Annotated in this window: 23 protein-coding genes; 12 read left to right on the top strand and 11 right to left on the bottom strand. The window is 68.7% G+C overall.

Annotation, left to right across the window (positions count from 1 at the left end):
- Positions 1-15 precede the first annotated feature (15 nt).
- From ACFLIT_RS03730 to ACFLIT_RS03720, 3 genes are all read left to right on the top strand, one after another.
- The gene (locus tag ACFLIT_RS03730) at positions 16-1,158 is read left to right on the top strand and encodes a carboxymuconolactone decarboxylase family protein (protein ID WP_479909849.1); all 1,143 of its coding nucleotides are present in this window, start codon (positions 16-18) and stop codon (positions 1,156-1,158) included.
- A 96-nt stretch (positions 1,159-1,254) separates the two neighbouring features.
- On the top strand, positions 1,255-1,425 hold the full coding sequence (locus ACFLIT_RS03725) for a hypothetical protein (RefSeq protein ID WP_479909848.1): 171 nt from the start codon (positions 1,255-1,257) through the stop codon (positions 1,423-1,425).
- 166 nt (positions 1,426-1,591) lie between these two features.
- On the top strand, positions 1,592-3,142 hold the full coding sequence (locus ACFLIT_RS03720; RefSeq protein WP_479909847.1) for a nucleoside hydrolase-like domain-containing protein: 1,551 nt from the start codon (positions 1,592-1,594) through the stop codon (positions 3,140-3,142).
- Between the two features lie 33 nt (positions 3,143-3,175).
- Here ACFLIT_RS03720 and ACFLIT_RS03715 read toward each other — a convergent pair whose 3' ends face one another.
- Both ACFLIT_RS03715 and ACFLIT_RS03710 read right to left on the bottom strand, forming a co-directional pair.
- Positions 3,176-4,066, bottom strand: a complete 891-nt coding sequence (locus tag ACFLIT_RS03715; protein WP_479909846.1) for a 3-keto-disaccharide hydrolase — start codon at positions 4,064-4,066, stop codon at positions 3,176-3,178.
- A gap of 50 nt (positions 4,067-4,116) precedes the next feature.
- On the bottom strand, positions 4,117-4,971 hold the full coding sequence (locus ACFLIT_RS03710) for a 3-keto-disaccharide hydrolase (protein WP_479909845.1): 855 nt from the start codon (positions 4,969-4,971) through the stop codon (positions 4,117-4,119).
- 177 nt (positions 4,972-5,148) lie between these two features.
- Here ACFLIT_RS03710 and ACFLIT_RS03705 point away from each other — a divergent pair, with 177 nt between their 5' ends.
- Positions 5,149-7,383 carry a TonB-dependent receptor plug domain-containing protein gene (locus ACFLIT_RS03705; RefSeq protein WP_479909844.1) on the top strand — a complete coding sequence of 745 codons (2,235 nt, stop codon included), beginning with the start codon at positions 5,149-5,151 and terminating at the stop codon, positions 7,381-7,383.
- Between the two features lie 147 nt (positions 7,384-7,530).
- On the opposite strand, the gene infA is transcribed toward ACFLIT_RS03705, so the two are convergent.
- From infA to ACFLIT_RS03675, 6 genes are all read right to left on the bottom strand, one after another.
- Entirely contained in the window at positions 7,531-7,806 is a 276-nt protein-coding gene (gene infA, locus ACFLIT_RS03700) for a translation initiation factor IF-1 (RefSeq protein ID WP_479909843.1), read from the bottom strand.
- 106 nt (positions 7,807-7,912) lie between these two features.
- On the bottom strand, positions 7,913-8,173 hold the full coding sequence (locus ACFLIT_RS03695) for a hypothetical protein (RefSeq protein ID WP_479909842.1): 261 nt from the start codon (positions 8,171-8,173) through the stop codon (positions 7,913-7,915).
- A 1-nt stretch (position 8,174) separates the two neighbouring features.
- On the bottom strand, positions 8,175-8,384 hold the full coding sequence (locus tag ACFLIT_RS03690; protein WP_479909841.1) for a cold-shock protein: 210 nt from the start codon (positions 8,382-8,384) through the stop codon (positions 8,175-8,177).
- Between the two features lie 244 nt (positions 8,385-8,628).
- Positions 8,629-9,066, bottom strand: a complete 438-nt coding sequence (locus tag ACFLIT_RS03685) for a pyridoxamine 5'-phosphate oxidase family protein (RefSeq protein WP_479909840.1) — start codon at positions 9,064-9,066, stop codon at positions 8,629-8,631.
- A 389-nt stretch (positions 9,067-9,455) separates the two neighbouring features.
- A complete protein-coding gene (locus ACFLIT_RS03680; RefSeq protein ID WP_479909839.1) occupies positions 9,456-10,223 on the bottom strand; it encodes a hypothetical protein in 768 nt (255 codons plus the stop codon).
- Positions 10,220-10,831, bottom strand: a complete 612-nt coding sequence (locus ACFLIT_RS03675; protein ID WP_479909838.1) for a hypothetical protein — start codon at positions 10,829-10,831, stop codon at positions 10,220-10,222. Before ACFLIT_RS03675 ends, ACFLIT_RS03680 begins: the two co-directional genes overlap by 4 nt.
- An 89-nt stretch (positions 10,832-10,920) precedes the next feature.
- Here ACFLIT_RS03675 and ACFLIT_RS03670 point away from each other — a divergent pair, with 89 nt between their 5' ends.
- The 3 genes from ACFLIT_RS03670 (at position 10,921) to ACFLIT_RS03660 (ending at position 14,453) form a co-directional block, all read left to right on the top strand.
- Positions 10,921-11,433, top strand: a complete 513-nt coding sequence (locus ACFLIT_RS03670) for a DpnI domain-containing protein (RefSeq protein ID WP_479910354.1) — start codon at positions 10,921-10,923, stop codon at positions 11,431-11,433.
- Between the two features lie 208 nt (positions 11,434-11,641).
- Positions 11,642-12,637, top strand: coding sequence for a hypothetical protein (locus ACFLIT_RS03665; protein WP_479909837.1), 996 nt, complete (start codon positions 11,642-11,644; stop codon positions 12,635-12,637).
- Positions 12,638-12,761: 124 nt separating this feature from the next.
- Positions 12,762-14,453: a carboxylesterase/lipase family protein gene (locus tag ACFLIT_RS03660; protein WP_479909836.1), complete on the top strand. Its 1,692-nt coding sequence runs from the start codon at positions 12,762-12,764 to the stop codon at positions 14,451-14,453.
- 168 nt (positions 14,454-14,621) lie between these two features.
- Here ACFLIT_RS03660 and ACFLIT_RS03655 read toward each other — a convergent pair whose 3' ends face one another.
- From ACFLIT_RS03655 to ACFLIT_RS03645, 3 genes are read right to left on the bottom strand one after another with little or no spacing between them, the layout of a single operon-like run.
- Complete coding sequence (locus tag ACFLIT_RS03655) at positions 14,622-15,593, bottom strand: 2-hydroxyacid dehydrogenase (protein ID WP_479909835.1); 972 nt, start codon at positions 15,591-15,593, stop codon at positions 14,622-14,624.
- The gene (locus ACFLIT_RS03650; RefSeq protein ID WP_479909834.1) at positions 15,590-16,840 is read right to left on the bottom strand and encodes an MFS transporter; all 1,251 of its coding nucleotides are present in this window, start codon (positions 16,838-16,840) and stop codon (positions 15,590-15,592) included. The genes ACFLIT_RS03655 and ACFLIT_RS03650 overlap by 4 nt, the downstream gene beginning before the upstream one ends.
- A 28-nt stretch (positions 16,841-16,868) precedes the next feature.
- Positions 16,869-17,816 carry a sugar kinase gene (locus tag ACFLIT_RS03645; protein WP_479909833.1) on the bottom strand — a complete coding sequence of 316 codons (948 nt, stop codon included), beginning with the start codon at positions 17,814-17,816 and terminating at the stop codon, positions 16,869-16,871.
- Between the two features lie 133 nt (positions 17,817-17,949).
- On the opposite strand from ACFLIT_RS03645, the gene ACFLIT_RS03640 reads away from it, so the two are divergent.
- The 5 genes from ACFLIT_RS03640 (at position 17,950) to ACFLIT_RS03620 (ending at position 26,129) form a co-directional block, all read left to right on the top strand.
- Positions 17,950-19,149 (top strand): WD40 repeat domain-containing protein, encoded by a 1,200-nt coding sequence (locus ACFLIT_RS03640; protein ID WP_479909832.1) that lies wholly within the window; start codon positions 17,950-17,952, stop codon positions 19,147-19,149.
- Positions 19,150-19,158: 9 nt separating this feature from the next.
- A complete protein-coding gene (locus ACFLIT_RS03635; RefSeq protein ID WP_479909831.1) occupies positions 19,159-20,070 on the top strand; it encodes a LysR family transcriptional regulator in 912 nt (303 codons plus the stop codon).
- Between the two features lie 113 nt (positions 20,071-20,183).
- Complete coding sequence (locus ACFLIT_RS03630; protein ID WP_479909830.1) at positions 20,184-22,400, top strand: TonB-dependent hemoglobin/transferrin/lactoferrin family receptor; 2,217 nt, start codon at positions 20,184-20,186, stop codon at positions 22,398-22,400.
- Positions 22,401-22,527: 127 nt separating this feature from the next.
- A complete protein-coding gene (locus tag ACFLIT_RS03625; RefSeq protein WP_479909829.1) occupies positions 22,528-24,516 on the top strand; it encodes an alpha/beta hydrolase domain-containing protein in 1,989 nt (662 codons plus the stop codon).
- A gap of 65 nt (positions 24,517-24,581) precedes the next feature.
- On the top strand, positions 24,582-26,129 hold the full coding sequence (locus ACFLIT_RS03620; RefSeq protein WP_479909828.1) for a carboxylesterase/lipase family protein: 1,548 nt from the start codon (positions 24,582-24,584) through the stop codon (positions 26,127-26,129).
- The last annotated feature ends 123 nt before the right edge of the window (positions 26,130-26,252 follow it).

Raw genomic sequence — 26,252 nt, 5'->3', positions numbered from 1 at the left:
AATCGGAGCCGACGCATGAAACGCTCTACCCGCACCCGGGCGATCCAGGCCCTGAAACGCACCCTTGGCGCGCCGGTCGCCCTCCTGCTCGCCGCCAGCGCGGTGGACGCCCAGCAGACGACCTCTCGGCCCTCCGGTCCGGTGCAGCAGAAGATCGCGCCCGGCCTCGCCGGCTACACCGACGAGGTGCTCTTCGGCGCCGTCTGGCCGTCGCCGGAACTCTCGCAGCGCGACCGCAGCCTTGTCGTCATCTCCACCCTGATCGCCACCAACAAGCCCGCGCAACTTCGCGGTCACCTCGGCCGGGCCTTGGACAACGGCGTCACCCCGACCGAAGCCTCCGGCGTGCTGACGCATCTGGCGCTCTATTCCGGTTGGCCCAACGCGGTGTCGGCGCTCGAGGTGTTCGACGCCGTCTACACCGCCCGCGGCGTCGATCTCGCCGCGCTGCGGCGGCCCATGGCGCGCTCGCCCGCCATGGCCTCGCCCCCTGCCGCCGAGATCGCGCGGGTCGCGCCGAAGTTCGCCCGTCTCACTCAGGAGGTGGTCTTCGATGACCTGTGGCGGCGGTCCGATCTCACCGTTCGCGACCGCAGCCTCGCCACCATCGCCGCCCTGGCCGCCATGGGCGAGGCCGATCAATTGCCCGGCTACCTTCGTCGCGGCGTCGCCGCCGGCCTGACCCCCGCGCAGATCGGGGAAGCCCTGACCCAGCTCGCCTTCTACGCCGGCTGGCCCAAGGCGACCGCCGCGCTGGAGGTTGTCGCCGAAACCTTCCCGTCCACCGCGCCCACGGCGACCTCCAAGAACTTTTCCGGCCCGGTCTCGGTCACGAGCAGCTTTCAGGGGGTGGGCGACGCCACCCTGGGCGGCGCCACGGTCACCTTCGCCCCCGACTCTCGCACGCGCTGGCACCGCCACCCGTTCGGTCAGTTGCTGATCGTCACCCAAGGCGAAGGATGGACGCAGATCCAGGGTCAGGCCGCCCGTCGCCTGCGTAAGGGCGACGTCGTGTGGACGCCGCCGGAAACGCCGCATTGGCATGGAGCGACGCGGAATTCCGGCATGGTCCATGTCGCGGTCTCCGAGCAGCAGCCCGGCCGGACGGTCGCCTGGCTCCATCACGTCAGCGACGCCGAACTCGTCGGCCTCGACTGAGAGCGGGGCGACTTCCTTCCCCGGTTAACCCTCTGTTCGGCGAACCACCCCAGACCTCTCCGTCCGGAGGACGACGCGTTGGGTTTGGAAGAACGTTTGAAAGCGGCCGTAATGCGGGCCTATGCGGCCGCCGGCCTGGCCCTGCGCGACCGCGACGTCGATTCGCTGGCCTCCACCTACGCGGCCTGGGCCGAGAACGCCGACGACGGCGTGGTCGACCGCGTCGAACGCGCCCTGGCGCGATCGCTGGGTGTCGTCATAGCCTGAGGGCCTCGATTGGCCCGGGCCTCGAAAATCACCTCATCCTGAGCCTGTCGAAGGACGAGGGCGGTCCTCCCGCCTTCTCAGCCTCCATCCTAGCTGCTAGCATCCGTGCGCATTTTTATGCGTACACGCGCTCCAATGCGCGGACGCGGTTCGGGGAGATCACGTCGTGCGGAAACTCATCGTCGGGGGCGTGCTCGCCGCCCTGGCCGCCACGGCCGCGCTCGCGCAGGAGCAGGAATACGGCGGCGTCGCCGCCTCCGTGGCCATGGCCGGCGCCGGACCCGATCCGGTCGCCGCCGCCGTCGACCGCACCGCCGGCAAGCCGCGCGTCTTCGTCCTCACCGACATCGGCAACGAGCCGGACGACCAGATGTCGCTGGTCCGCCTGCTGCTCTACTCCAACGACCTCGAGATCGAAGGCCTGGTGGCCACCACCTCCACCTGGCAGCGCGAGAAGACCAACCCGCAGACCATCCGCGCCCTCGTCGCCGCCTACGCCCAGGTGCGCGGCGCCCTGATGCTGCACGCCAAGGGCTGGCCCGAGGTCGCCCAGCTCGACGCGGTCATCGCCGAGGGGCCGATGCGCTATGGCATGGCGGGCCTGCCCCCGGTCGGCCAACTTGGCGCCGGCCAGCTCTCCAGCGGCGCCCGCCAACTGATCCACGCCGTCGACCGCGCCGATCCCCGCCCCCTGCACGTCAGCGTCTGGGGCGGCGCCAACACCCTGGCCGAGGCCCTGCGCGAGGTTAAGGCCAGCCGCTCGCCCGCCGATCTGGCCGCCTTCGTCGCCAAGATGCAGGTGCTGTCGATCTCCGATCAGGACGACGCCGGCCCCTGGATCCGCCGCGAGTTCCCCGCCCTCAACTATGTCGTCAAGCCCTCGCCGCCGGACGGCGAGGAGTACGCCTCGGCCACCTGGACCGGCATCTCGGGCGACCGCTTCTATCGCAACGGCGACGGCGCCGACTTCACCACCGTCACGAACGAGTGGCTCGACGCCAATATCCGCAAGGGTCCGCTCGGCGCCCACTATCCGAAGTACCTGTTCATCATGGAGGGCGACACGCCGTCGTTCCTCTCCCTGCTGCCCAACGGCCTGGAGAGCTGGCGCAGCCCGGCCTGGGGCGGCTGGGGCGGTCGCTACGTCTATCGCCAGCCCTATGGCGAGGCCCACAAAATCTGGACCCAGGGCGGCGACGCCTCGCCTCGCGTCACCTCGGCCGACACGGTGAAGGGCGCCGACGGCCGCACCTACGTCTCCGACCAGGCCACGGTCTGGCGCTGGCGCGAGGTCATGCAGCACGACTTCGCCGCCCGCATGGGCTGGAGCTACCTGCCGGCCGGGCAAGGCAATCACCCACCGGTCGCCGCCATCGCCGACCAGGGGGACGGCGTCCTCGAACTCGCGGCCAAGGTCGGCCAGCCGCTCGTCCTCGACGCCTCGGCCAGCAAGGACCCGGATGGGAATAGGCTGAGCTACCGCTGGTTCCACTACGCCGAGGCCGGCTTCTCGACCGGAACCCTCGCCGACGTGAAGATCGACGGCGCCGGGACCGCGCGGGCGACGATCACCCCCACGGCTGCCTGCCGCCCGCAGTGGCTCCCCGGCGGCGCCTGCCCCGCCGAGGGCCTCGCCCACGTCATCCTGGCCGTCACCGACGACGGCGCGCCGAGCCTGACGCGCTATCGCCGGGTGATCCTGAGGGTCAGCCAATAAAGATCCCTCCCCCATCGAGGGGGAGGGATCTTTTTACGGCAGCTCCTTGATCCCGATGTTCCGCCAGCGCCAGTAGCCGCCCGGCAGCCATCGCGCGTCGCCGCCGTGGATCTGGATGGCGATCGGGCCCTCGACCATGCCGTTCGCCGCCCGGTTGGCCGGATCGGTGAAGTCGCTGACCTGCTTGTCGTTGACCCACACGGTCACGTGCGGATTGTCGCCGGTCACCCGGATGCGCACGCTGTTCCAGTCGTTGTGCTTCCAGGCCGCCATGCCGGCGTCCACCTGAGCGGCCGCGCCCGCCGGACGCGGCGCCGCCGGCGCCCGCTCCTGACCCACCGCGCGGCCGACGCCCACGAGGCCGCCTTCCTGGATGGTCCGCCCCATGCTGCCGCCGGGCAGGTAGTCCATGGTCACCTGATAGGCCGCGCCGCCCTCGGTGGTCCGCAGGAAGACGCCGCTGTCGTTGCCCCAGTCCGGCTTGGCCTCCATGTAGAACTCGTAGTTCTTGTACTTCTTGTCGGTGATCAGCAGGCCGCCGCTGCCCAGCGGCTGCTGGCCGCCCTGGATCATCCCGTCGCGCACGAAGAAGTTCGGCGTGTTGCCATGCCGCGCCTCCTTCGAGATGTGCCAGCCGGTCAGGTCCCTGCCGTTGAAGATCGCCGTGAAGCCGTCCGGAACCTTCTGCGGCTTCGGCTCCACCGAATAGCCGCGATAGTCGCCCGACGGGTTCAGACCCGGCGCCAGCGTCACCTGCGGCCGTGTCGGGTTCGGCGGAAAGTCGATGTCCGGCATGCCCGGGGTGTGCGGCCGGGCGGCCGGCGCCGCGGGTGTTGCGGCCTGCTGCGCCGAGGCCCCGAACGGAACCGCGGCGGCCAGCGCCGCGAAGGCGGTCAGACCGCCGACAATCATGGAACGCTTCATAATCTCCCTCCCAAGAGCCTTATGTTTTTTGAGGCGTACTACTCAGGTCGCTACGGCAACTCCCGGATGCCGATGTTCCGCCAGCGCCAGAAATTGCCCGGCAGCCAGCGGTGCGGGCCGCCGTGGATCTGCAGGGCGATCGGGCCGGTCGTCATCCCGCCCACCGCCCGGTTGGCCGGGTCGGTGAAGTCGGTGATCTGCTTGTCGTTGATCCACACCTGGATGTGCGGATTGTCGCCCTCGACGCGCACCCGCACGCTGTTCCACTCATTGTGCTTCCAGGCGCTCATCCCGGGGTCCGCCGCCGGCGGCCCGGGCGGCGTCGCCGGGCGCGGCGCGGCGGGTGCGGTTTCCTGGCCCACCGGCCGGCCGACCCCGATCAGCCCGCCCTCCTGGATGATCCGCCCCATGCTGCCGCCGGGCAGGTAGTCGAGCGTCAGCTGGTAGGCAGCGCCCTCCTCGGTGGTTCGCAGGAAGATGCCGCTGTCCGCGCCCCAGTCGGCCTTGGCCTCCATGTAGAACTCGTAGTTCTTGTACTTCTTGTCGGTGATCAGCAGCCCGCCGCGCCCGATCGGCGCCTGCGTGCCCACAATCACCCCTTGGATGGCGCGGAAGTCCGGCGTCGTCCCGTGCCGCGCCGTCTTGCTGGTGTGCCAGCCCGTCAGGTCCCTGCCGTTGAAGATCGGCGTGAACCCGTCCGGAACCTTCGGCGCCGCCGCCGTCACCTCGATCTGGCGATAGTCGTACGACGGCGTCAGGCCGGGCGAGAGCGGGATCTGCCGCACCTCGGGTTGCGGCGGGAACACGATGTCCGGCATCCCCTCGGTGTGCGGCCGCTGCTGGGCGAAAGCCCCGCCGGCCAGCATCAAGGCGGCCGCGCCGGCCAGCATCATCGCCCGCGTCATCGTCGTCTCTCTCCCCAGAGATCGTTTTCGTTGGCCGCACCATGCATGAGCGAGCGGCGGAAAGCCACGCCCGGCGGCGTCAAACGATTACAGCTTGGCGCCTCGCGCGAACGACGCTTGAACGGACGGACAAAAATCACGGCGGCTCGCACCGCCCGAGCCTTCCCGGGGGGAAACATGCGCTGCTCTTCACGCGGCCGGACGCGAAGTCGTCAGGCCGTTCTCGCCGCCTCGACCGCCATCGCCGCCCTGCTGCTGGCCTCCGCCGCCCGCGCTCAGCAGGCCCCGCCGATCGACGCCCCGCTCGAGGCCGCGCCCCTGCCCATCGCCGCGGCGGCCGCCGCGCCGGGCAACGTCACCTACGGCCCCTCGTTCTTCGCGCAATACAACCTGACCACCGCCGAGGACATGCTGCGCCGCATCCCCGGCGTCTCGGCCATCCTCGACGCCACCGGCGCGCTGAACCAGGCGCGCGGCCTCGGCGCCAGCGGCGACCAGATCCTCATCGACGGCAAGCGCATGGCCTCGAAGTCGACCGACGTCGCCGCCGCCCTGCGCCGCATTCGCGCCGTCAATGTCGAGCGGGTCGAGCTCCTGCGCGGCACCGCCTCGGGAACCTCCGTGCTCAGCGAGGGCCTGGTGGTCAACATCGTGCTGAAGGACGGCGCCTCGGTCGCCGGCGCCGGCCAGGGCGCCTTCGAGATCAACCAGCGCTTCAACGACATGGGCTGGGCCGACGTCGACGGCCTGATCTCCTGGACCAACACCCTCGGCCGCCTGAAATACACCCTCGGCGCCGAGAAGAACCTCTTCACCCCCATCGGCACGACCCCGACCGGCGGCCAGGGCGGCGACTTCACCAACCGCTTCCGCGAGGAGATCTACTACTATCCGAACGGCGCCGTGCAGCAGATCCGCCCCCAGGAGTGGGAGCGCCAGCACCACAAGTACATCTTCACCGGCCAGGGCGTGTACGAGTTCGCCAACGGCGACACCCTGAACCTCAACGTCCTCTACCAGCCGCACAACATTAAAGGCACGGACGTCACCCCCTACACGTCCTTCAACCCGGACGGCTCCCAGATCCCCGGCCGCACCCTGGAGTTCCACCAGAACTACGTCGTCCGCCAGATCGACGAGATCGGCGCGGAGTACGAGAAGAAGCTCGGCCCCGGGACCTTCAGCCTCATCGGCATCCACAACCGCCTGGCGGTGAAGACGCGCGACATCCGCAACCGCACCAGCCCGGCCGGCGTCTTCACCGAAGCCAGCAAGAACACCAACAAGCAGGTCACCGGCGAGGACGTCTGGCGCGGCTCCTACAGCTGGCCCGTGCTCGCCGGCCAGACCCTCACCCTCGGCGCCGAGGGCGCGCAGAACACCCTCGACCAGGTCCAGCTCGTCTATTCCGACCTCAACCGCGACGGCGCGCAGGACCTCGTCACCACCACCAACGCTCAGGTGGAGGAGCGGCGCGGCGAGCTCTTCGCCATCCACAACTGGAAGATCAATCCCAAGCTGTCCCTGGAGACCGCCCTCTCCTACGAGCGCTCACAGATTTCCACCAACTATCCGCAGATCCCGGAAGTCACCTACAGCTTCCTCAAGCCGCGCTTCGACCTGCGCTACAACCTGACCTCGCAGGACCGCCTGCGCGTGAAGGTCGAACGCACCGTCAGCCAGCTGAACTTCGTCAACTTCATCCCGGTCTACAACATCGTCGACAGCCGCATCGACCCGGGCAACCCGGCCATCGCCCCGGAACAGACCTGGACCTACGAAGCCGGCTGGGAGCACCGCCTGCCCAGCGACCAGGGCCAGGTCGAGGCCCGCGCCTTCTACAAGGCCATCACCGACCACATCGACCGCGGCCCCTTCGGCCCGCCCATCGGCGGCCTGCCCGCCTCCGCCCCGATCAACATCGACAGCGCCGAGGCCTATGGCCTGGAGCTGAAGGGCAGCGTCCGCCTCGGCGTCCTCGGCCTGCCCGGCGGCCAGGTCAACGCCCGCTACCAGATCCAGGATTCCAACGTCGTCGATCCGTTCACCGGCCGCGAGCGGGGCATCTTCAACCTCTACCGCGAGGAATACGCCCTCGGCTTCCGCCACGACATGACCGGCCTGCGCGCCTCCTACGGCGTCAATCTGCTCGGCACGACGGGCGCCCTGCTCACCAACGACATCCGCAACGTCCAGCTCATCAAGCGCGACCCGCGTCTGTCCCTGTTCGCCGAAAAAGCCCTGCCGCGCGACCTGACGCTCCGCCTGGAGATCTACAACCTCACCGGCTCGCCGGAGAGCAGCTACCGCGCCCTCTACGCCGTCCGCCAGGGCGGCGCCCTCACCCGCACCGAGACGTTCCAGGAAACCCGCGACGTCCGCTACGTCATCCGCCTCAGGGGCAAGTTCTGATACCCCCCCACACCCGTCATCGCCGGGCTCGTCCCGGCGACCCATGCGCGGTGAGTCAGAGGGGCGCCTACGCGCCCGCAACGTCGGTGTTCATGGTTAGCCGGCACAGGGCCGGCTATGACGGGGGGAGCTTAGGGCGCTCACCCCCTACCGCCGCCGCTGGAACACCCGCCGCTTCGGCGGCCCGCCCACGCCGCTCGGCGCTTCCTTGTGGCGATAGATGATCCGCCCGCGATCCATGTCGTAGGGCGTCATCTCCACGATCACCCGGTCGCCCACCAGCGACTTGATGCGGTGCTTGCGCATCTTGCCCGCCGTGTAGGCGAGAATTTCGTGCTCGTTCTCCAGGCGCACGCGAAACCGGCCCTCGGGCAGCAGCTCCACGATCTGGCCTTCGAATTCGACGAGCTCTTCCTTGGCCATTCGGGCTCCTTTCCGCGCGATGCGCGCTCACGGGCGCCGCCGCGGCCTCGCGGCCACGCGGCGCGTCCTGGGGGTCGCCGCGCCGTCCGGCGCCGGCGCGTCTCGATCAGCGCGTCTCGATCAGGGCGCGGGACGTCTCGGCCCGCCGCTCTTCCTGCTCGGCCAGCGAAATCCATTTCGCGGCCGCCGCCTGCTGCTGCGCCCTGGCCCGCTCCAGCGGCATGTCCGCCGCCGCCGCCAGGGCCGCCTCGGCCAGGGCGCGATAGGCGTCCGCGCGTTGCAGCGCCTTCATCATCGCGCCGTACCGCTCCTGGCTGGAGTATTTGGGCGCGCCGCCGACGGAGGACGGCGCGCTCCGGTCGTTCAACCTAGACGCTTTGCAGCTGGCCGGCCGACATCTTGCCGCTGCGGCGGTCGGTCTCCATTTCGAAGCTGACCTTCTGGCCTTCGCTCAGGCTGCGCAGGCCCGCGCGTTCCACGGCGGAGATGTGCACGAACACGTCGGCGCCGCCGCTTTCCGGCTGGATGAAGCCGAAGCCTTTTTGATCGTTGAACCACTTAACGGTGCCGATGGGCATAGGTCTATATCTTCCAAAAGATGCGTTCTCATCTCCCCTCATGAGAGATGACTCAAAATTCTTGCAAAGGTTCGGAAGGAAAAACCGCAACGAAAATCTGGGACGTCACGATAGACCGGGCGAGCCAGATCGAAGTTTGATCGTCCCAGCATGGAGAAATACCAGCGGAGTGGCAAGGCAATTCGGGCGCGACCGGTCAAACGCGCCCCGGCTCCAGCCTCTTGCCGGCCCATCGCCGCCCGGCTTACCCCACCAGGATCTCGCCCTGGTCCTCGCCGTCCCAGTAGTGCACGCGGCTGGCGTGCACCTTCAGCAGGGCGACGCCCGGCGTCGACGGCCCCTCTGGCCACCAGCGGTCCAGTTCCTTCTGCCAGTGCGCGGCGAACTGCGCCCGGTCCTCGATGATCTGGGCCTCGCCCTCGATGGAAAAGAAGGTCGGCGGCTTGCCGAGCAGCCCCTTCGAGGTCTGGGCCGCGATGGTCACCTTCGGATCGCCGCTCACGTCGGCGAAGGTGCGCGACTCCTTGTCGACGAAGAACCAGCTGTCGCCGTCATACTCCACGTCGCGGTTGTTGCTCATCGGCCGCCCGGCGATCGCCCCGCCGTCCGTGTGGGTGTTCAGCATCACGAAGTCGATGTCCTTCAGGGACTCGGCGATGTCGGCGAGGGTCTTGTCGGTCATGGCGCGGCGCTCCGGGGTTCGGTTCGCCTAGGTAAGTCCGAAAGGTGCAGTGCGTTCCTGCCGCCGGCAAACGATGCGCCTGGCCCGCCGCAAATGCGACCTCTTCGACCCTGTCGCCGCTGACTTAGACGGGTGGTCAACTGGGAGGAGACTTGGATGACGATGCAGAGCGAGTGAAGGCGGCTAAGCGCCAGGTGCGGACGTTGGGATCGGCACCGGAAGCGGACATTCGTTGAGAACAGACGTGGCGGAAAGCTCGTCGGCTGGCGGAGAGGGCGGGATTTAGGCCGAACCCTCATAATCATTTGAAAAACAACGACTTTAGCTGGCCGGTTGTAACGGCTGCGATAGCCGCTTTTAATAGTCTGGGGTGGGCTTGGGAAGGTCGGTCAAACGGTCAGCGGTATGTTCGCTTCGACGTAGCGCACGCCCACCGGCGATAGCGTCACCATGTCTGTCTTCGCATCAAAGTGGATTAGGTCAGCCTTGTGTGCGGCCTTAAGCACATTGCCGCGAAAGCGAGACGCGTTGCCGTACTCGATCGACTGAAGGATGTCCTTCACGCTAACCGGACCCGACGAACCGTAGACAAGGACCAGCATCTTGTCTTTGGCACTCAGCCCTGTTCCCAGTACACGGGTTATCTCGCCGACCTTCCATAGCAACGGCACTTCGCGTTCGGTCAGAGCGTCCACAACAGCGGCAGCGTCGTCAGGCGAAATGGAATGGAAGATGCGGATCAGCTCCGACATGATCCACTTGATCATGCCGTAGACAACAGTGGCATCCATGTGATTTGGGTCTACGTCAGCGCCGACGTGCCCCACGTTCCGGTTATTGCGGATCTCGTAGAGCGCAACGAGCATCCGAGGGATTTGAATCCTTATCGACCGAGGGAAGGTGGTCGCCTGCTCCAAGGCTGTGCACGCCGCGACCATGTTTTTAGGCTTAGCCGGGGCGGTGGGAAACTTGCCGTCCACATGTCCCTTGAGGATGCTGTAAGCGATCTCGCACAGCTTTCCGCCATTTAGTTCGGCTGGCTCCCATCGCGACTCTCTGTAATGCCGGGCGAGCTTGTTGAACTCCTCAAGAAGTGGCTTGCGCAGAGCGTCAGGAATACCACTCAGAGCATCTTCCGCAGATAGACCGTTCGTCACTTCTTCCTCGCCTTGGGTGCAGGCGGAAGCTCATGCTCCACAAAATTTCTACCCGTGGGAGTTATTCTGATGCTTTCGAGGTTACTCGTGTCTAGCGTCCCCTTCCTTGAGGAAGTTATGCGTAGGCTGGCCGAGACATCTCCGGGCTCCCGCCATGTTTTCATAAGCCGAAATGCCGATCCCACATGACTCGTGCTCACAGCCGGCAGCTCAGCAATCTCAGAGAAATAATACACAACCACAGCGTACTTATCCTCGTTTGATGCTGGCTGTTTTTCCTCAACGAAGGCCTCTAAGGATTGCTTACCCTTGGGCCGCAGGTCCAAATCCTTGAGGAAGGTCCAGCCTGTACTCTTGCCCTTCGCTGCCTTACGCGGCTTGCCGTTGCCTCCTGTGGGCGCAGCTTTCTCTTTCGAGGGCGCCTCTGGCTCTGGCTCGGGGTCCGCAGCCGGTGCAGACACGTGCTTTGCGGTGTGCCTCTTCCCCTCGAACGCGGCCACCAAGGCCGCGAAAGCCTCCTGCTGCACGGTTTCGGAGGTGAAGGCATTTACTGCCTTCGCAATCGCGTCCATTCGCGAAAGCAGGGCGTCGAGGTCTTCTTGGGCCATCTAGAGTTCCGTCAGGATTCAATCTTCGGCACGCAAAACTTCACCGTAGTTTGGTTGCGAATCGGGGGCGGGACAACTGCGACGTGAAAATGGGATGCTTACGCGAGGCGGCACCCTGTCACACTGAGGGCGGCACTTACCCCATAAGGAGGGGGGCAATGGCTACGACACGACAGGAGTTGGGCACCTTCGGGGAGAAGCTCGTCGCGCAAGAGTGCTCGTGCCCTAAGTGTAAGCGCCTTAAGACGTTGGTGCTTCTCCCGCCCAACTTCAAATGTGCTGACCTGATCTGTGATTTCTGCGGCTACCTCGCGCAGGTGAAGGCCTCGCGCGTGAAGGATGTGGAGGTTGTTCCGCGCACCATCATGGGCGCAGCGTGGGGGCCACAACGAGAGCGCATGGCGTCCGGCGTCTACTTCCCGCTATTCCTTGTTCTCGTCTCGGACGCGGCGAGGGCGATCTACTACCTGTCGGCAGACCTACAGACGCCTGAGATGTTCAAAGAGCGGGCTCCGCTCTCGGTCACTGCCAAGCGCGCGGGATGGCAGGGTTTCCTCTACGACATGACCAGCGTCCGCAATCGGGTGGTGCGCGTCGCATAGGTCAGAAGTTGTGCCTTGCGAGCCGATCTGCGCGGACCCGATTTGCCGCTGCGAGATCCCGTCAGACGGGAGTTCTGAGATAGGTGGAGGGGCCGCCTAACTTTGATCCGGCGGACCTCCCCAAGGCCTCTGATGAGTCAAAATGCGCAGCAAAGGCAAAGCGCCCCGACCTTGACAATCCGCCGCAAATGTTCCTATTATGTTCTCAATGCAACTGCAAGGCCTCACCTCCCGTGACCCTTCGCCGGCCGACGCCCTGACGGGCGACGGCGGGGGTCATTGGACGCAGCCGATGCTGGAGCGGGAGCTCTACCTACTCGGCCGGGTGGCCGAGGTCGGGGTCGCCATTCTGGAGGCCATGCAGCGGCAGGTGACGGCGGCCGAGCCGCCCGCCGCGAGCCCCGTCGAAGGGCCTGCCCTGAGCCCTGTCGAAGGGGCCGCCGAACCCACGCCGCAGGGCGCGGAGCCCGAGGCGCCCCGGCTCGAGCCCCTCCCGCCGCTGTTCCCGGGCGACATCGCCCTGGCCTACGCCCGCGTCTCGCGGGCGGTGCGGATGACCGTCGCCCTGCAGGCGCACCTGATCGAGGAGATCACCGAGGCCGAGCGGGTCGCCGCCCGCAACGCCCGCCTGTTCGCCGAGGCCAACGCCGCCGCCGACGAGCTGCGCCGCAAGGACCGCAAGGGCGTGGTGGCGCGGGTGCTGACCGACATCATTCACGACAAGGTCTATCCCGACGGCGTCGACGGCCCCGAGCCGCCCGACAAGTTCACCGTCGTCTTCCCGCCCGGCAAACCGGAGCGCGAGGCCTACGAACGTCTCGTCCGCGAGGCGTCGGAACGCCTGTTCGAGGGCGACCGCTACGGCGACGTGCTCGCCCGCCCGATCAGCGAATTCATCGACCTCGTCTGCCGCGACCTCGGCCTCCGCCCCGACTGGCGACAGTTGGCCGAGGAGGACTGGGCGCGGGAGGAGATGCGAAGCGGCAAGGTCGGGCGGCCGCTGGAAATCCCGCTTTATTTCCAGAACCTGGTTCACCCCGACGATCTGCGACGGGGAGGCGCGCGACAGCCAACGGGGAGCTCGGGCTTTTTGAGTTCGAGGGGCGTTCAGGCAGGTCCGTTCGGTGCAAACGATTGCGCGAAAAACGCCCGGCCCCCGGCTGTCGGCGGGAGGCGCCCAAGCGCGCCGCCCGCCCCCGCCTGACCTTCGACCAAGGTCTCACGCTCAAGTTTCACCGACCGTGTTTTCGCGGCTGGACGGAAGGCTTCGCGGGCCTTACGGCGGTAGGCGCACGACAGTTATGACCGCTGCCTAACGGAGACCAAGAATGTCCGAGGAAACGACCCCGTCCGCCGAGACCGCCGAAACCGACCGCCGCCTGCTGGTCGGCCTGGCCGCGGCCGGCGCCGCCGCCTTCGCCACCGGGTTCGCCTCGTCCGCCGATGCGCAATCGCGGGGCGCGGATGCGTCCTCCGCCATCTCCACCCCCGTCGCCGAGGTCGTCGAGACCACGGCCGGCAAGGTGCGCGGCTATATCCGCGGCGGCGTCCACACCTTCAAGGGCATCCCCTACGGCGATACGACCGGCGGCGCGAACCGCTTCCTGCCCGCCAAGGCCCCGGCCCCCTGGTCGGACGTGAAGCCCTGCCTCACCTACGGCCCGGTCAGCCCGCACCCGGCGCGCGGCGACTGGGGCCAGCAGGAGACCCAGTTCGTCTACGACTGGGACGACGGCTTCGAAGGCGAAGACATGCTTCGCATCAACGTCTGGACCGGCGCGCTCGACGCGGCGGCCAAGCGCCCGGTCATCCTGTGGATTCACGGCGGCGGCTTCACCTCCGGCTCCTGCCAGGAGCTGCCCTCCTACGACGGGCAGAACATGGCCGCGCGCGGCGTGGTCTTCGCCTCGGTCAACCACCGCCTCGGCCCGTTCGGCTTCCTCGACCTATCCAGCCTCGGCGGCGCCGCCTACGCGGGCTCGGGCAACAACGGCATGACCGACCTGGTGCTGGCCCTGCAGTGGGTGCGCGACAACATCGCCAGGTTCGGCGGCGATCCGGGCAACGTCACGATCATCGGCCAGTCCGGCGGCGGCATGAAGGTCTCCACCCTCATGGCCATGCCCAGCGCCAAGGGCCTCTTCCACCGCGCCGTGGTGATGAGCGGCTCGATCCCGTTCGGCACGGCCCAGGCCGACGCCCACACCCTGGCCGCCGCGACGCTGGCCGAACTCGGCGGCAAGATCGGCGAGGTCGAGAAGCTGAAGACGGCCACCACGGCCGAGCTGATCGCCGCGGGCGACCGCGCCATCGCCAAGCTCAACGCCGGCGGGGGCCTGCGTCCCCCGGCGGCCGGCGAGCCGATCCGCCTGCCCCGCTTCGGCTGGGGCCCGGTGGTCGACAACAAGGTGCTTTCGGAGGTCCCCTTCGCGACCAAGGCGCCGGAAGCCTCGCGCGACGTGCCCCTGATCGTCGGCACCGCCCGCGAGGAGTTCAAGGACCCGTCGGCCAGTTTTACCGACGCCCAGCTGCGCGAGATCCTGACCAGGAACTACGCCGGCAAGACCGACGCCATGCTCGCCGCCTTCGCCTCGGACTTCCCGGGCGCCACCCCGACCCAGATCATGGGCGTGATCGGCGGCATGTCGTGGCGCAACGACGCCCTGCGGCAGGCCACGCTCAAGGCCCAGCAAGGCGGCGCGCCCGCCTACAACTACTGGTTCACCTGGCAGACCGCCCAGCTGGACGGCCGCCCCGGCGCCTTCCACTGCATCGACATCGGCTTCTGCTTCGACAACACCGCCCGCCTGGAGCAGGCGACGGGCAATACCCCCGCCGCCAAGGCCGTGGCCAAGACCATGAGCACCGCCTGGATCAACTTCGCCCGCACCGGCGACCCCAGCCAGCCCGGCGCGGCGTGGTCGGCCTTCGACCCCGCCAAGACCAACACCATGGTCTTCGACAACAAGTCCGCCCAGGTGAACGACCCGGCCGGGGCGGCCAGGAAGTCGATGGCTTAGAAGTAAGCGGGAGGCGAAACCCCTCTCCCTCGAAGGGAGAGGGGCAGGGGTGAGGGTGAGCGCAATGAGTGTCCAAGTAAGCGCTGGAGGCTCTGCCTCTAAGCTTCCTCCGAACCGCTCTGCACACACCCCCATCCCCAACCCTTCCCCCTTCGAGGGGGAAGGGCGCTAGCCCCACACCTCGCCATTCACCAAATTCGGAGGCCGCTCCCCCCGGAGCGCCGCCACCAAATTCCCCGCCGCGCACCGCACCATCGCCTCCCGCGTCTCATGCGTCGCCGACCCGATATGCGGCAGGCAAACCGCGTTCTTCAGCTTCAGCAGCGGCGAGGTCACGGCCAGCGGCTCGGTCTCGAACACGTCCAGCCCGGCGGCCCGGATCACGCCCGTCCGCAGCGCCTCGGCCAGCGCCGCCTCGTCCACCACCTTGCCGCGCGAGGCGTTCACGAACACCGTTGTCGGCCCCATCAGCTGGAACTCCCGCGCCCCGATCAGGTGCACGGTCTCCGGCCCCAGCGGCACGGTGCAGACCACGATGTCGGCCCAAGCCAGCAGCTCGTCCATCGGCAGGTGGCGCGCTCCGAGCTCGGCCTCTACGTCCGCATGTGTCGAGCGGGCCGTGTAGGCTACCTCCATGCCGAAGCCGAGCTTGCCCCGCCGCGCAACCGCCGCCCCGATGCGGCCCATGCCCAGCACGCCCAGCTTCTTGCCGTGCACGTCCATGCCGAAGAACTCGGTCTCCAGGCTGCGCGTCCAGCGGCCTTCCTTGATGTACTCGGCCAGCTCCAGCGCCCGGCGGCAGGCCATCAGCACCAGCAGGAACGCCGCGTCGGCCGTGGTCTCGGTCAGCACGTCGGGCGTGTTGGTCAGGGCTATGCCCCGCGCCGTCAGGTCGGCGAGGTCGTAGTTGTCCACCCCCACCGAGACGCTGGCGATCACCTTCAGGTTCGGGGCGCTGTCGAGCAGGGCCTTGTCCAGCTTCAGGCTGGCCCCGATCAGGCCGTCGGCCCCGGCCACGGCGGCGCGGAACGCCGGGTCCTGCGCCGTCGCTGCCTCGGGCGTCCAGACCACGTCGAAGTCCCGTCGCAGGTCGGCGATCAGGCTTTCCGGCGCGGGGCGATAGACGACGACCTTCTTCATGCCTCTTCCGACTTCACCACGATGGTCAGCACGGCCGACACGAGAAGGGCGCCGGCCATGAACACGTAGGACGCCCCCGGGCCGCCGGTGACGCCGTTGAGATAGCCGACGAAGTACGAGCCGACGAACGAGCCGAGCGCGCCCATGCTGTTGATCAGCGCCATCGCCCCGCCCGCCACGTTCTTGGGCAGCATCTCGGGGATGATGGCGAAGAACGGCCCGTACGGCGCGTACATCGCCCCGCCCGCGATCACCAGCAGGCCGTAGGAGAGCCAGAAGTTGGAGGTCCCCAGCATGAACGAGCCGGCGAACGCCAAGGCCCCGACCAGCAGGAACGGCCAGACGAAGATCTTCCGCGTCTGCAGCTTGTCCGACAGCCAGGAGACCACCAGCATGGCGATCACCGCCAGCAGGTACGGCGCGGCCGACAGCCAGCCCGCCTCGACCATGGCCATCGACTTGCCGGCCTTGAGGATCGACGGCAGCCACAGCACGAAGCCGTACACCCCGATGCTCCAGCAGAAGTACTGGGCGCAGAGCAGGATCACCTTCGGCGACTTGAACGCCTCGCGGTAGTTCTTCACCGCCTTGAGGCCGGCCTGCTCCGAGGCCAGCTGCGCCTCCAGGCCCTGCTTCTCGTCCTCCGTCAGCCACTTGGCCTGGGCCGGCTTATCCTGCACCAGCACCCACCAGAAGAAGGCCCACAGCACCGCCGGCAGACCTTCGGCGATGAACATCATCCGCCAGCCGGCGACCTGCACGAGGTAGCCGGAGAGCACCGACATCCACAGCACCGTCACCGGGTTGCCGAGGATCAGGAAGGTGTTGGCGCGGCTGCGCTCGGACTTGGTGAACCAGTCGGCGAGGTAGATCAGCATCGCCGGCATCACCGCCGCCTCGACGACGCCGAGCAGGAAGCGGATGACCAGCAGCCAGGCGGCGTCGTGGATGACCCCGGTCAGGGCCGCGCAGCCGCCCCACAGGATCAGGCTGACGAAGACCAGCTTCTTGACGCTCTGCCGCTGGGCGTAGATCGCGCCGGGGATCTGGAAGAAGAAGTAGCCGAGGAAGAACAGCGCCCCGATCAGCGACGACATCGCCGCCGTGATCTTCAGGTCGTCCGCCATCCCCGCCGCGGCCGCGAAGCCGTAGTTGGCCCGGTCGAGGTAGGCCAGGCTGTAGGTGATGAAGACGATCGGCATGATCCGCCACCAGCGGCGGGGCGCGATCGTGGTCGACAGGCTCATGTGGTTTCCTCCCCCGATGTGACGGCGCTTAGGCGCTCTCCAGCTGTTCCAGTTCGCGGCGGGTCGGCAGGCCCTCGCAGTCGCCGACGACCTGCACCTGCATGGCCCCCAGCCGGCAGCCCCGCCGCGCGGCGGCCTCGGGGCTCAGGCCCTCCAGCAGGCCGCTGACGAAGCCGGTGGCGAAGCCGTCGCCGGCGCCCACGGTGTCGACCACCTTGGCCACCGGGAAGCCGGGGACCGTCCCCTCGCCGTCCCGCGTCCGCCAGTAGGCGCCCTCGGGCCCGAGCTTGATGGCCACGGCCTCGGCGCCCTGGTCGAGGTAGAAGCCGGCGATGTCGCGCGGCGTCTCGCGGCCGGTCAGCAGCCGGCCCTCCTCGAGGCCGGGCAGCACCCAGTTCGCCTCGGCGGCGAGGCCGTTCAGCGTCTCGCGCATGGTCGCCTCGTCCTTCCACAGCGTCGGGCGCAGGTTGGGGTCGAACGACACCGTCCCGCCCGCCGCCCGCATGCTGCGGATGGCGTGACGCGAGAGGGCCAGCGTGCTGGCCGAGATGGCCGGGGGAATGCCGGTGGCGTGCAGGTGCCGGGCCTGGGCGAACAGGGCCGCGTCCATGTCGTCCGGCGACAGGTGGCTCGCCGCCGAGCCCTTGCGGAAGTACTCGACCACCGGATCGGCCCCCTCGGCCGCCCGCGCCTTGAACTGCATGCCGGTCGGGTAGGCCGGGTCGACCGTCACGCGGCCGCAGTCCAGCCCCTCGGCCTCCAGCGACTTGATGACGAACTTGCCGAGGTTGTCGGCCCCCACCCGGCTGACCCAGGCGACCTTCAGGCCCAGGCGGGACAGGCCGATGGCCACGTTGGAGTCGGCGCCGCAGATGCGCTTGTGGAAGCGCGTGACGTCGGCCAGCGAACCCATCTCCTCGGCCACGAACATGGCCATCGTCTCGCCGAAGCCGATCACGTCGTAGGCGCGCGCCATTCGATTCTCCCCGCGGCCGTCCGCCGTTATTCGGCGTCACCCTTGGCGCGCCGCGACGCGTCTGTCGACCCCGAGGCTTGCAATCGTTTGCGCCCAGGAGGCAAACAGGGCGCGATCCAGACAGAGAGACGCCATGACCCGCCTTGGATTTCCCCGCCGCCTGCGCCCCGCTCTCTGGGCGGCCGCGGCCACAGCAACGGTGCTCTGCATGACCCACCCCGCCGGCGCGGCCGACCTGATCGTCTCGGGCAATGACGGCAAGTTCCAGCGCGTCGAGGGCGTCGGGACCTATCCGCAGCCGGCGCCGTCCGATTCCCTGGCGGTGATCGACGCCGGCCAGTTCCCGCCCAAGGTGGTCTCGGTGATCGAGGGCGTGGAGCACACCGTCGCAGGTCCGCCGCAGGCGGTGGCGATCACGCCGGACGGCGCGCTCGCCGTCGTCGCCGCGCCGAGCCGCTACGACTACGCGGCCAAGACCGAGAGCTTCGGGACCTTCCTGCAACTGGTCGACCTGACGACCTCGAAGGTGCTCGGCCGGGTCGAGCTCGGCGCCCATCCGAACGGCCTCTCCATCAGCCCGGACGGCAAGCTGCTGCTCGCCGCCTGCCTCGACGGCACGGTCAAGGTGCTGACCATCAACGGCAAGACCGCCACCGTCGCCCAGTCGATCAAGGTCGACGAGAAGCGCCTGTCCGGCGTCTCCTTCACCCACGACGGCCGCTCGGCCCTGGTCGCCCGCCGCGACACCAGCGGCGTCGCCGTGCTCGATGTCGAAGGCGGCGTGGTGACGCTGACCCGCGATCTCGTCTCCACCGGCGTCGCGCCCTACGCGGTCGACGTCTCCAGCGACGGCAAGTGGGCGGCGGTCGGCAACGCCGGCATCGCGGGGCTGCAGGGCGGTGTCGCACCCGGCGACAACGACAGCATCACCCTGATCGACGTCTCGAAGAAGCCGTTCCGCGCCGTGCAGCACGTCGCCTCGCCGTCGTTGCCGGAAGGCATCGCCCTGTCGCCCGACGGCAAGTGGCTGGTGGCCAACGCCCTCAACGGCTCGAACCTGCCGCCGAACGCGCCCGGCGCGGGCCGCAACCCCAAGGGTCTGGTGGTGCTCTACGCGCTTGGCCCCAATGGGGCGACGAAGGTCAACGACCTGCCCGGCGGCGAGGCCGGCCAGGGCATCGTCTTCTCCAAGGACAGCAAGACGGTGATCGCGCAGTTCAACGTCGAGAAGCAGCTGGCGATCTTCCAGATCCAGGACGGCAAGCTGGTCGACAGCGGCCAGCGCCTGAAGTTCGACGCCGGCCCGGTGACCATCCGCTCCATGCCGCGCTAAGACGCCTCGGTGACGCCGCTCAGCCGCTCCGACCTCGCCGACTTCCCCTACTTCCTGGCGGTCGCCCGCCATCGGAGCTTCCGCCGCGCCAGCCAGGAGCTGGGCGTCACCGCCTCGGCCCTGAGCCACGCCATGCGCGGGCTGGAGGCGCGGCTCGGGGTGCGGCTGCTGAACCGGACCAGCCGCAGCGTCACCCTGACGGTGGCCGGCGAGAGCCTGTTCGGCGCCCTGTCCGAGCCGTTCGAGGCCATCGGCGACGCCGTCGACCTGCTCAACGCCTTCCGCGACCAGCCCACGGGCCGCGTGCGCATCAATGTGCCGGGCGACGCGGCCACGCACCTGCTGGCGCCCGTGCTGCCGGCCTTCATCGCCCGCTATCCCGACGTGAAGATCGAGGTGGCGGTCGCCAACAAGATGGTCGACGTGATCGGCAGCGGTTTCGACGCCGGCATCCGCTATGGCGGCACCGTGCCGGAGGACATGGTCGCCGTGCGGCTCTCGGCCGACATCCGCTGGCTGGTCGTCGCCTCGCCCGACTATGTGGCGCGTCGCGGCGCGCCCCAGCGGCCGGAAGACCTGATGGCCCACGAATGCCTGCGCATGCGGATGGGGACGAACGACATCTACAAGTGGGAGTTCGACGCCGATCCCACGCCGATCGAGATCGACGTGCCCGGCGCGATCACCGTGGATGAAGCCGCCTTCGCCTTCGGCCTGATCGAGCGCGGCGCGGCCCTGGGATACGCCGCGGAATTCGCCGTCGCCGAAGGTCTGCGCGATGGGCGCATGGTGACCGTGCTCAACGACTGGCCTTCGATCGGGCCGGGGTTCTACGTCTACTATCCCAGCCGCCGGCAGGTGCCGACCGCCCTGCGGCTGCTGATCGACTTCATCCGCGAGCAAAAGCCGCTGGGGCTGTAGCCACACTGAGTTTGCGAGTCAGTTGCATATAACTTGACCTGAGAGCGCAGGACGCCTAACCCAGGCCCCACAATTGCGAACGTCTCGCAGTCGCAAATCCACGTGGGGACTACATGCACACGCGCTCTCGCCTCCGGGCGATCCTGATCGCCTCGACCGCGCTCGCCGCCCTGGCCTCGGGCGCCCAGGCCGCGGACGTCGCCGACGAGGGCTCTGTGCAGCTGGATGCCGTGACGGTCACCGCCACCCGCACGGAGAAGCCGGCCGACAAGGTTCCCGCGACGGTGACGGTGATCACCAGCCAGCGGATCGAGGAAGAACTCACCACCGACATCAAGGACCTGGTCCGCTTCGAGGCCGGCGTCTCGGTGCGCAACAACCCCGCCCGCTTCACCGCCGCCGGATCGACCACCGGCCGCGACGGCAACAGCGGCTTCAACATCCGCGGCCTGGAAGGCAACCGCGTCCTGATCCTGACCGACGGCATCCGCGTGCCGGACGCCTACAGCTTCGGCGCCCAGGCCAACGGGCGCGGCGACTATGTGGACCTCGGCACGCTGAAGTCGGTGGAAATCCTGCGCGGGCCGGCCTCGGCGCTCTACGGCAGCGACGGCGTCGCCGGCGCGGTGAGCTTCACCACCAAGGACCCGTCCGATTACCTGACGAGCGGCAAGAGCTGGACGGTCGGCGGCAGCGCCGCCTACGCCTCGGCCGACGAGAGCTGGGCCAAGACCCTGGTCGGGGCCGCCCAGGCCGGCGCCTGGAGCGCGAGCCTTTCCTACACCCGCCGCGACGGCTCCGAGCAGGAGAACATGGCGAGCAACAACGCCTCGAACGTGACCCGCACGACGCCGATCCCCCAGGACAACACCACCAACGCCATCCTGGCCAAGCTGGTGTTCGACGCCAATGACCGGAACCGCACGCGGCTGACCTACGACCACATGGATCGAAAGACGTTCTACGACGTCCTCAACGCCATCGCCGTACCGCCCTTCGGCCCGACCAGCGTCGTCGGCCTGAAGGCCACCGACTCCACCCACCGCGACCGCCTGAGCCTCGATCACCGCTACACGAGCGACAGCGGCTTCATCCGCGAAGCCCGCGCCAGCGTCTATTGGCAGAACGCCACGACCAACGAATATTCGGCGGAAGATCGCTTCACCGCTGTCGACCGCACCCGCGTCGGCACCTTCGACAACCGCGTGATCGGCGGCGCCGTGGAGCTGCACAGCCGCTTCGACGGCGGCGCCGTGCAGCACAATGTGGTCTACGGCGGCGACTATTCGACCACCCGCCAGGAAGGCATTCGCGGCGGGACCGTGCCGCCGGTCGGCGAGGTCTTCCCCTCGCGCGCCTTCCCGACCACCGACTTCGTGCTCGCCGGCCTCTATGTGCAGGACGAAATCTCGATGCTGGACGGCCGGCTGACCGCCTACCCGGCCCTGCGTTACGACCACTTCGAGATCGACCCGCGCAAGAACGATCCGCTCTACACCCTGGGCGAACCGAGCGGCTCGAAGGACAGCCAGGTCTCGCCGAAACTCGGCCTGGTGTTCGACGTCACCCCGGCGGTGAACGTGTTCGTGAACTACGCCGTCGGCTTCAAGGCGCCGTCGCCGAGCCAGGTGAACAACGGCTTCGCCAACCCGATCCAGAACTATCGCTCGATCTCGAACCCGGACCTGAAGCCGGAGACCAGCGTCTCCTGGGAAGGCGGCGTCCGCCTGAAGGGCGACATCGGCAGCGTCGGCTTCACCGCGTTCACGGGCGAGTACGAAGACTTCATCAGCCAGGTGATGGTGGGCGGCGGCTTCAGCCCGCTCGACCCGGCGATCTTCCAGTTCACCAACCTCTCCAACGTCGAGATCAGCGGCGCGGAAGCCCGCGGCCAGGCGACGCTCGGCGGCGGCTTCGCCCTCAGCCTGGCGGCGGCCTACGCCAAGGGCACGATGACCACCGACGGCGTCGAGACGCCGCTGGACACCATCGACCCGTTCAAGGTGGTGGCCGGCCTGTCATGGCGCGATCCCGGCGCGCGGTTCGGCGGCGCGCTGCTGTTCACCCACGCCGACGGCAAGGAACCTTCGAAGGCGGGCGGCGCCTGCGGGCTGTCCTGCTTCACGCCCGGCAGCGTCAATGTGTTCGACGCCACCGCCTATTGGAACGTGACCCCGACCGTCACCCTGCGCGGCGGCGTCTTCAACCTGACGGATGAGAAGTACTGGTGGTGGAGCGACGTGCGGGGGCTTTCGACCAATTCCGCCGTCCTCGACAACTACACCCAACCCGGCCGCAACTTCAGCCTATCGCTGTCGGTAAAGCTATGACGCGCGAGAGCGCGGCGAATCCCCTCGTCGCCGCCGCTTTCGCGATTTGACGCGCAGTACCCCGCGCCCTCAGATGCGGCGCCGGCTCCCGGACGGGCCGGCGCCGTCGTCATTTCTGGGGGATTGCTTGCGCGCTCGCTTAATTTTGCCTTCGCTGCTGGCCTTGGCGGCGGCGCCGGCGGCCCACGCCGCCGTGGTCGGCGTCGAGATCACCTCCCGTGAAACGATCGGGACGTTCGGGGCGGCAGGGGCCTATGAGCGGATCAGCGGGCGGTTCACGGGCGAGCTCGATCCCAACGATCCGAAGAACGCCATCATCACCGACCTGAAGCTGGCGCCGCGCAACGCGCGCGGCCGGGTCGAGTACTCGGCGACCTTCTCGCTGGCCAAGCCGGTCGACATGACCAAGGCCAGCGGCTTCCTGTTCTACCAGACGCCCAACCGCGGCGGCGGAACCGCCAACGGCGACGCCGACGGACGCGTCACCCTGATCAGCGGCTGGCAGGGCGACATCCCGCCCGCGCCGGGGATGCAGACCGCAAGCGTGCCGACCGCGCGCAACCCGGACGGCTCGCCCGTGACCGGGCCGGTGCTGGTGCGCATCGTCGACATGCCGGCGGGGGCCAGGAGCGTGAAGCTGATCGGCGGCATCGGCGCCGGCGTGCCGCGCCCCCTGCCCCTGAGCCTGGACACCACCAAGGCGAAGCTGGTGACGCGGACCAGCGACACGGCTGCTCCGGTCGCCGTGCCGTCCGGCGACTTCGCCTTCGCCGACTGCTCGCAGGCGGCGTTCCCCGGGACGCCCGACGGCACGCAGCTGTGCGTGAAGGGCGGGTTCGATCCGAAGCTGGCCTATGAGCTGGTCTACACCGCCAAGGACCCGCTGGTGCTGGGCATCGGCTTCGCGGCGACGCGGGACATCACCGCCTTCTTCAAGCGCGGGGCCGACACCCCGGCGACGCCGAACCCGGTGGCGGGGCAGATGAAGTGGGCCATCGGCGTGGGCGTCTCCCAGGCCGGCAACTACATGCGCAGCCTGCTGCACCTGGGCTTCAACCAGGCCGAGGACGGCGAGATCGTGTTCGACGGGATGAACCCGCAGATCGCCGCGCGGCACACGCCGCTGAACTTCCGTTTCGCCGTGCCCGGCGGGGCGGCCACCCTGTTCGAGCCGGGCAGCGAGGGTCCGCTGTGGTGGAGCCGCTACAACGACAGGGTTCGCGGCAATGGCACGACCAGCCTGCTCGACCGCTGCAACGCCACCGACACGTGCCCGAAGATCTTCGAGACCTTCACCTCGGCCGAGTTCTGGGGCCTGCGGATGTCGCCCGACCTGATCGGCACCGACGCCAAGGCCGACATCCCGTTGCCGGCCAATGTGCGCCGCTACTACTTCCCGAGCACGACCCATGGCGGCGGGGGCGGCGGCTTCGCCATCGTCGATCCGGCCGCGCCGGTGCGCGGCGCCTGCGTGCTGCCCGGCAATCCGAACCCGACCCGCGAGCAGTTGCGAGCGCTGACCCTGGCGCTGCAGCGCTGGGTGCTGGGGGCCGAACCGCCCGCCAGCGCCTATCCGACCCTGGCCAAGGGCGACCTCGTGGAAGCGACCGCCAAGGCGACGGGATTCCCGACCATCCCCGGCGCGCCGTCGCCCGACGGCAAGCTGAACCCGTTCCTGGCCTATGATTTCGGGTCGCAGTTCAGGGCCAACGACGTTTCCGGCGTGATGACCCGCCTGCCGCCGGCCGTCGCCCGAAGTGTGCCCAGCCGCGTGCCGCGCGTCGACGCCGACGGCAACGAAACCTCGGGCGTGAAGTCCGTCCAGGCGCGGGCGCCGCTGGGCAGCTATCTCGGCTGGAATGTGCAGGCGGCGGGTTATGCGGCCGGCGAGGGCTGCGGCTTCCAGGGCGGCTACATCCCGTTCGCCACGACCAAGGCCGAGCGCGAGGCCAAGGGGGACCCGCGCCCTTCGCTGCAGGAGCGCTATGGCGACCACGCCGGCTTCGTGGCGGCGGTGCGCAAGGCGGCGGGCGGCATGGTCGCCGAGGGCTTCCTGCTGAGCGCCGACGCGGAGGCGGTGGTGAAGCAGGCCGAGGAGAGCGCGGTGCTGCGCTGACCGCCGCAATAGCGTAGCCTGATCTTTCAAACGCCCCCGCAGAGGGCGAGCCGGGAGCGAACACCATGAAGACGACGCTGATGCTGACCGCCGCCCTGGCGGCTTCGGCGATCGCCCCGGCCGGCCTGGCCCAGACCGCGCCGCGCGCCATCGTTGCCCAGGGCGCGCTGACCGGCACGATGGACAACGGCGTCGCCGCCTTCCTGGGCGTGCCTTTCGCCGCCGCCCCGACCGGAGCCGGCCGCTGGGCCGCCCCGACGCCCGCCGCGAACTGGGGAACGAAGGTCGCCGACAAGTACGGCCCGGCCTGCCCGCAGGTGCTGGCCCCGCCCGGCGGCCGCGCGCAGTGGACCGACGAATTCATGCATCCGGCGGCGCTGGGGACCAGCGAGGACTGCCTGAACCTGAACATCTGGACGCCGGCCGACATGACCTCGGGCCGCCCCTCGCAGTCCGGCCTGCCGGTGCTGGTCTACATCTACGGCGGCGGCTTCGTGGAAGGCTCCAACGCCGTGGCCGTCTACAACGGCGCGAACATGGCCAAGAAGGGCGTGATCTTCGTCGGCATCAACTACCGGGTGGGGCCGTTCGGCTTCCTGGCGACGCCCGAGCTCAGCGCGGAGCAAGGCGGAGCCTCCGGCAATTACGGCATCCAGGACCAGATCGCCGCCCTGCGCTGGATCCACGACAACATCGCGGCCTTCGGCGGCGACCCGAGCAAGCTCACTATTGCGGGGCAGTCGGCGGGCGGCATGTCGGTGCACGCCCTGATCGCCTCGCCGCCCGCCAAGGGCCTGTTCCGTGGGGCCATCGTCGAGGCCGGCGGCATCGGCGGGACGTTCGGGCCGAAGGCGACGGCCGAGACCAACGGCCAGGCCTTCATGGGAACGCTGGGCGTCTCGACCCTGGCCGACGCCCGCAAGCTGACCGTCGAACAGGTGATGGCCGGCAAGGGGACGCGCGGCGCGGTGCTGGCGGACGGCAGGATCATCCCGGCGGGCGGACCGCCGACCCCGGCGGCCAGCGACGTGCCGGTGCTGATCGGCGCCAACCTGAACGAAGGCGGGGTGAAGTCGGTGACGGCCGAGGCGTGGAAGGCCGACCTCGCGACCCGCTACGGCGCGCGGGCGGCGGACGCCCTGAAGCTCTATCCGGCCAGTACCGACGCCGAGGCCAAGGCCTCCGCCGAGCAGGAGGCGGCCGACCGCGCCTTCCTGACCTATCAGGACTTCGTGACGCGCCTGGCCAGCCGCCAGCCGGTCTACGCCTATCAGTTCACCCATGTGCTGCCGGGGCCGAAGTCGGCGCAGTACGGCGCGTTCCACACCTCGGAACTGCCCTATGTGTTCAACACCCTGCACCTGACGGTGGCGCGGCCGATCACGGCGGAGGACCGCCGCATCGGCGACGAGACCTCGAGCTACTGGGCGAACTTCGTGAAGACCGGAAATCCGAACGGCGGCAGCCTGCCGCGCTGGCCGGCGTTCAACGACGGACGGCAGGTGATGAACCTGGGCGACAAGCCGGCGGCGAGGACGCCGGATCTTGAGCTGCTGAAGGCGGGGCAGCCGCCGCGTCCCGCGACGCCGCCGGCTCCGGCTCCGGCGCGGTAAGCGGGCCCGCGCCATTACTTTCGTCATAGCCGGCCTTGTGCCGGCTACCTTCCGTGCATCTGGTCAAGGCTTGGCGTGAGCCCAAGGCTGTTGATCCCGGACGATGGCGTTGAGAGTGACGAG

This window comes from Caulobacter sp. HJHS_5, assembly GCF_056683955.1.
The sequence above is the reverse complement of the archived record's forward strand: the minus strand, read 5'-3'. Positions and strand labels throughout refer to the sequence as shown.

Coding starts and splice junctions, on each gene's coding strand:
- ACFLIT_RS03730 (WP_479909849.1), top strand. CDS start 16: ATGAAACGCTCTACCCGCACCCGGGCGATCCAGGCCCTGAAACGCACC.
- ACFLIT_RS03715 (WP_479909846.1), bottom strand. CDS start 4,066: ATGAAGCGTTCCATGATTGTCGGCGGTCTGACCGCCTTCGCGGCGCTG.
- ACFLIT_RS03710 (WP_479909845.1), bottom strand. CDS start 4,971: ATGACGCGGGCGATGATGCTGGCCGGCGCGGCCGCCTTGATGCTGGCC.
- ACFLIT_RS03705 (WP_479909844.1), top strand. CDS start 5,149: ATGCGCTGCTCTTCACGCGGCCGGACGCGAAGTCGTCAGGCCGTTCTC.
- infA (WP_479909843.1), bottom strand. CDS start 7,806: ATGGCCAAGGAAGAGCTCGTCGAATTCGAAGGCCAGATCGTGGAGCTG.
- ACFLIT_RS03690 (WP_479909841.1), bottom strand. CDS start 8,384: ATGCCCATCGGCACCGTTAAGTGGTTCAACGATCAAAAAGGCTTCGGC.
- ACFLIT_RS03685 (WP_479909840.1), bottom strand. CDS start 9,066: ATGACCGACAAGACCCTCGCCGACATCGCCGAGTCCCTGAAGGACATC.
- ACFLIT_RS03675 (WP_479909838.1), bottom strand. CDS start 10,831: ATGGCCCAAGAAGACCTCGACGCCCTGCTTTCGCGAATGGACGCGATT.
- ACFLIT_RS03670 (WP_479910354.1), top strand. CDS start 10,921: ATGGGATGCTTACGCGAGGCGGCACCCTGTCACACTGAGGGCGGCACT.
- ACFLIT_RS03665 (WP_479909837.1), top strand. CDS start 11,642: ATGCAACTGCAAGGCCTCACCTCCCGTGACCCTTCGCCGGCCGACGCC.
- ACFLIT_RS03660 (WP_479909836.1), top strand. CDS start 12,762: ATGTCCGAGGAAACGACCCCGTCCGCCGAGACCGCCGAAACCGACCGC.
- ACFLIT_RS03655 (WP_479909835.1), bottom strand. CDS start 15,593: ATGAAGAAGGTCGTCGTCTATCGCCCCGCGCCGGAAAGCCTGATCGCC.
- ACFLIT_RS03650 (WP_479909834.1), bottom strand. CDS start 16,840: ATGAGCCTGTCGACCACGATCGCGCCCCGCCGCTGGTGGCGGATCATG.
- ACFLIT_RS03645 (WP_479909833.1), bottom strand. CDS start 17,816: ATGGCGCGCGCCTACGACGTGATCGGCTTCGGCGAGACGATGGCCATG.
- ACFLIT_RS03640 (WP_479909832.1), top strand. CDS start 17,950: ATGACCCGCCTTGGATTTCCCCGCCGCCTGCGCCCCGCTCTCTGGGCG.
- ACFLIT_RS03630 (WP_479909830.1), top strand. CDS start 20,184: ATGCACACGCGCTCTCGCCTCCGGGCGATCCTGATCGCCTCGACCGCG.
- ACFLIT_RS03620 (WP_479909828.1), top strand. CDS start 24,582: ATGAAGACGACGCTGATGCTGACCGCCGCCCTGGCGGCTTCGGCGATC.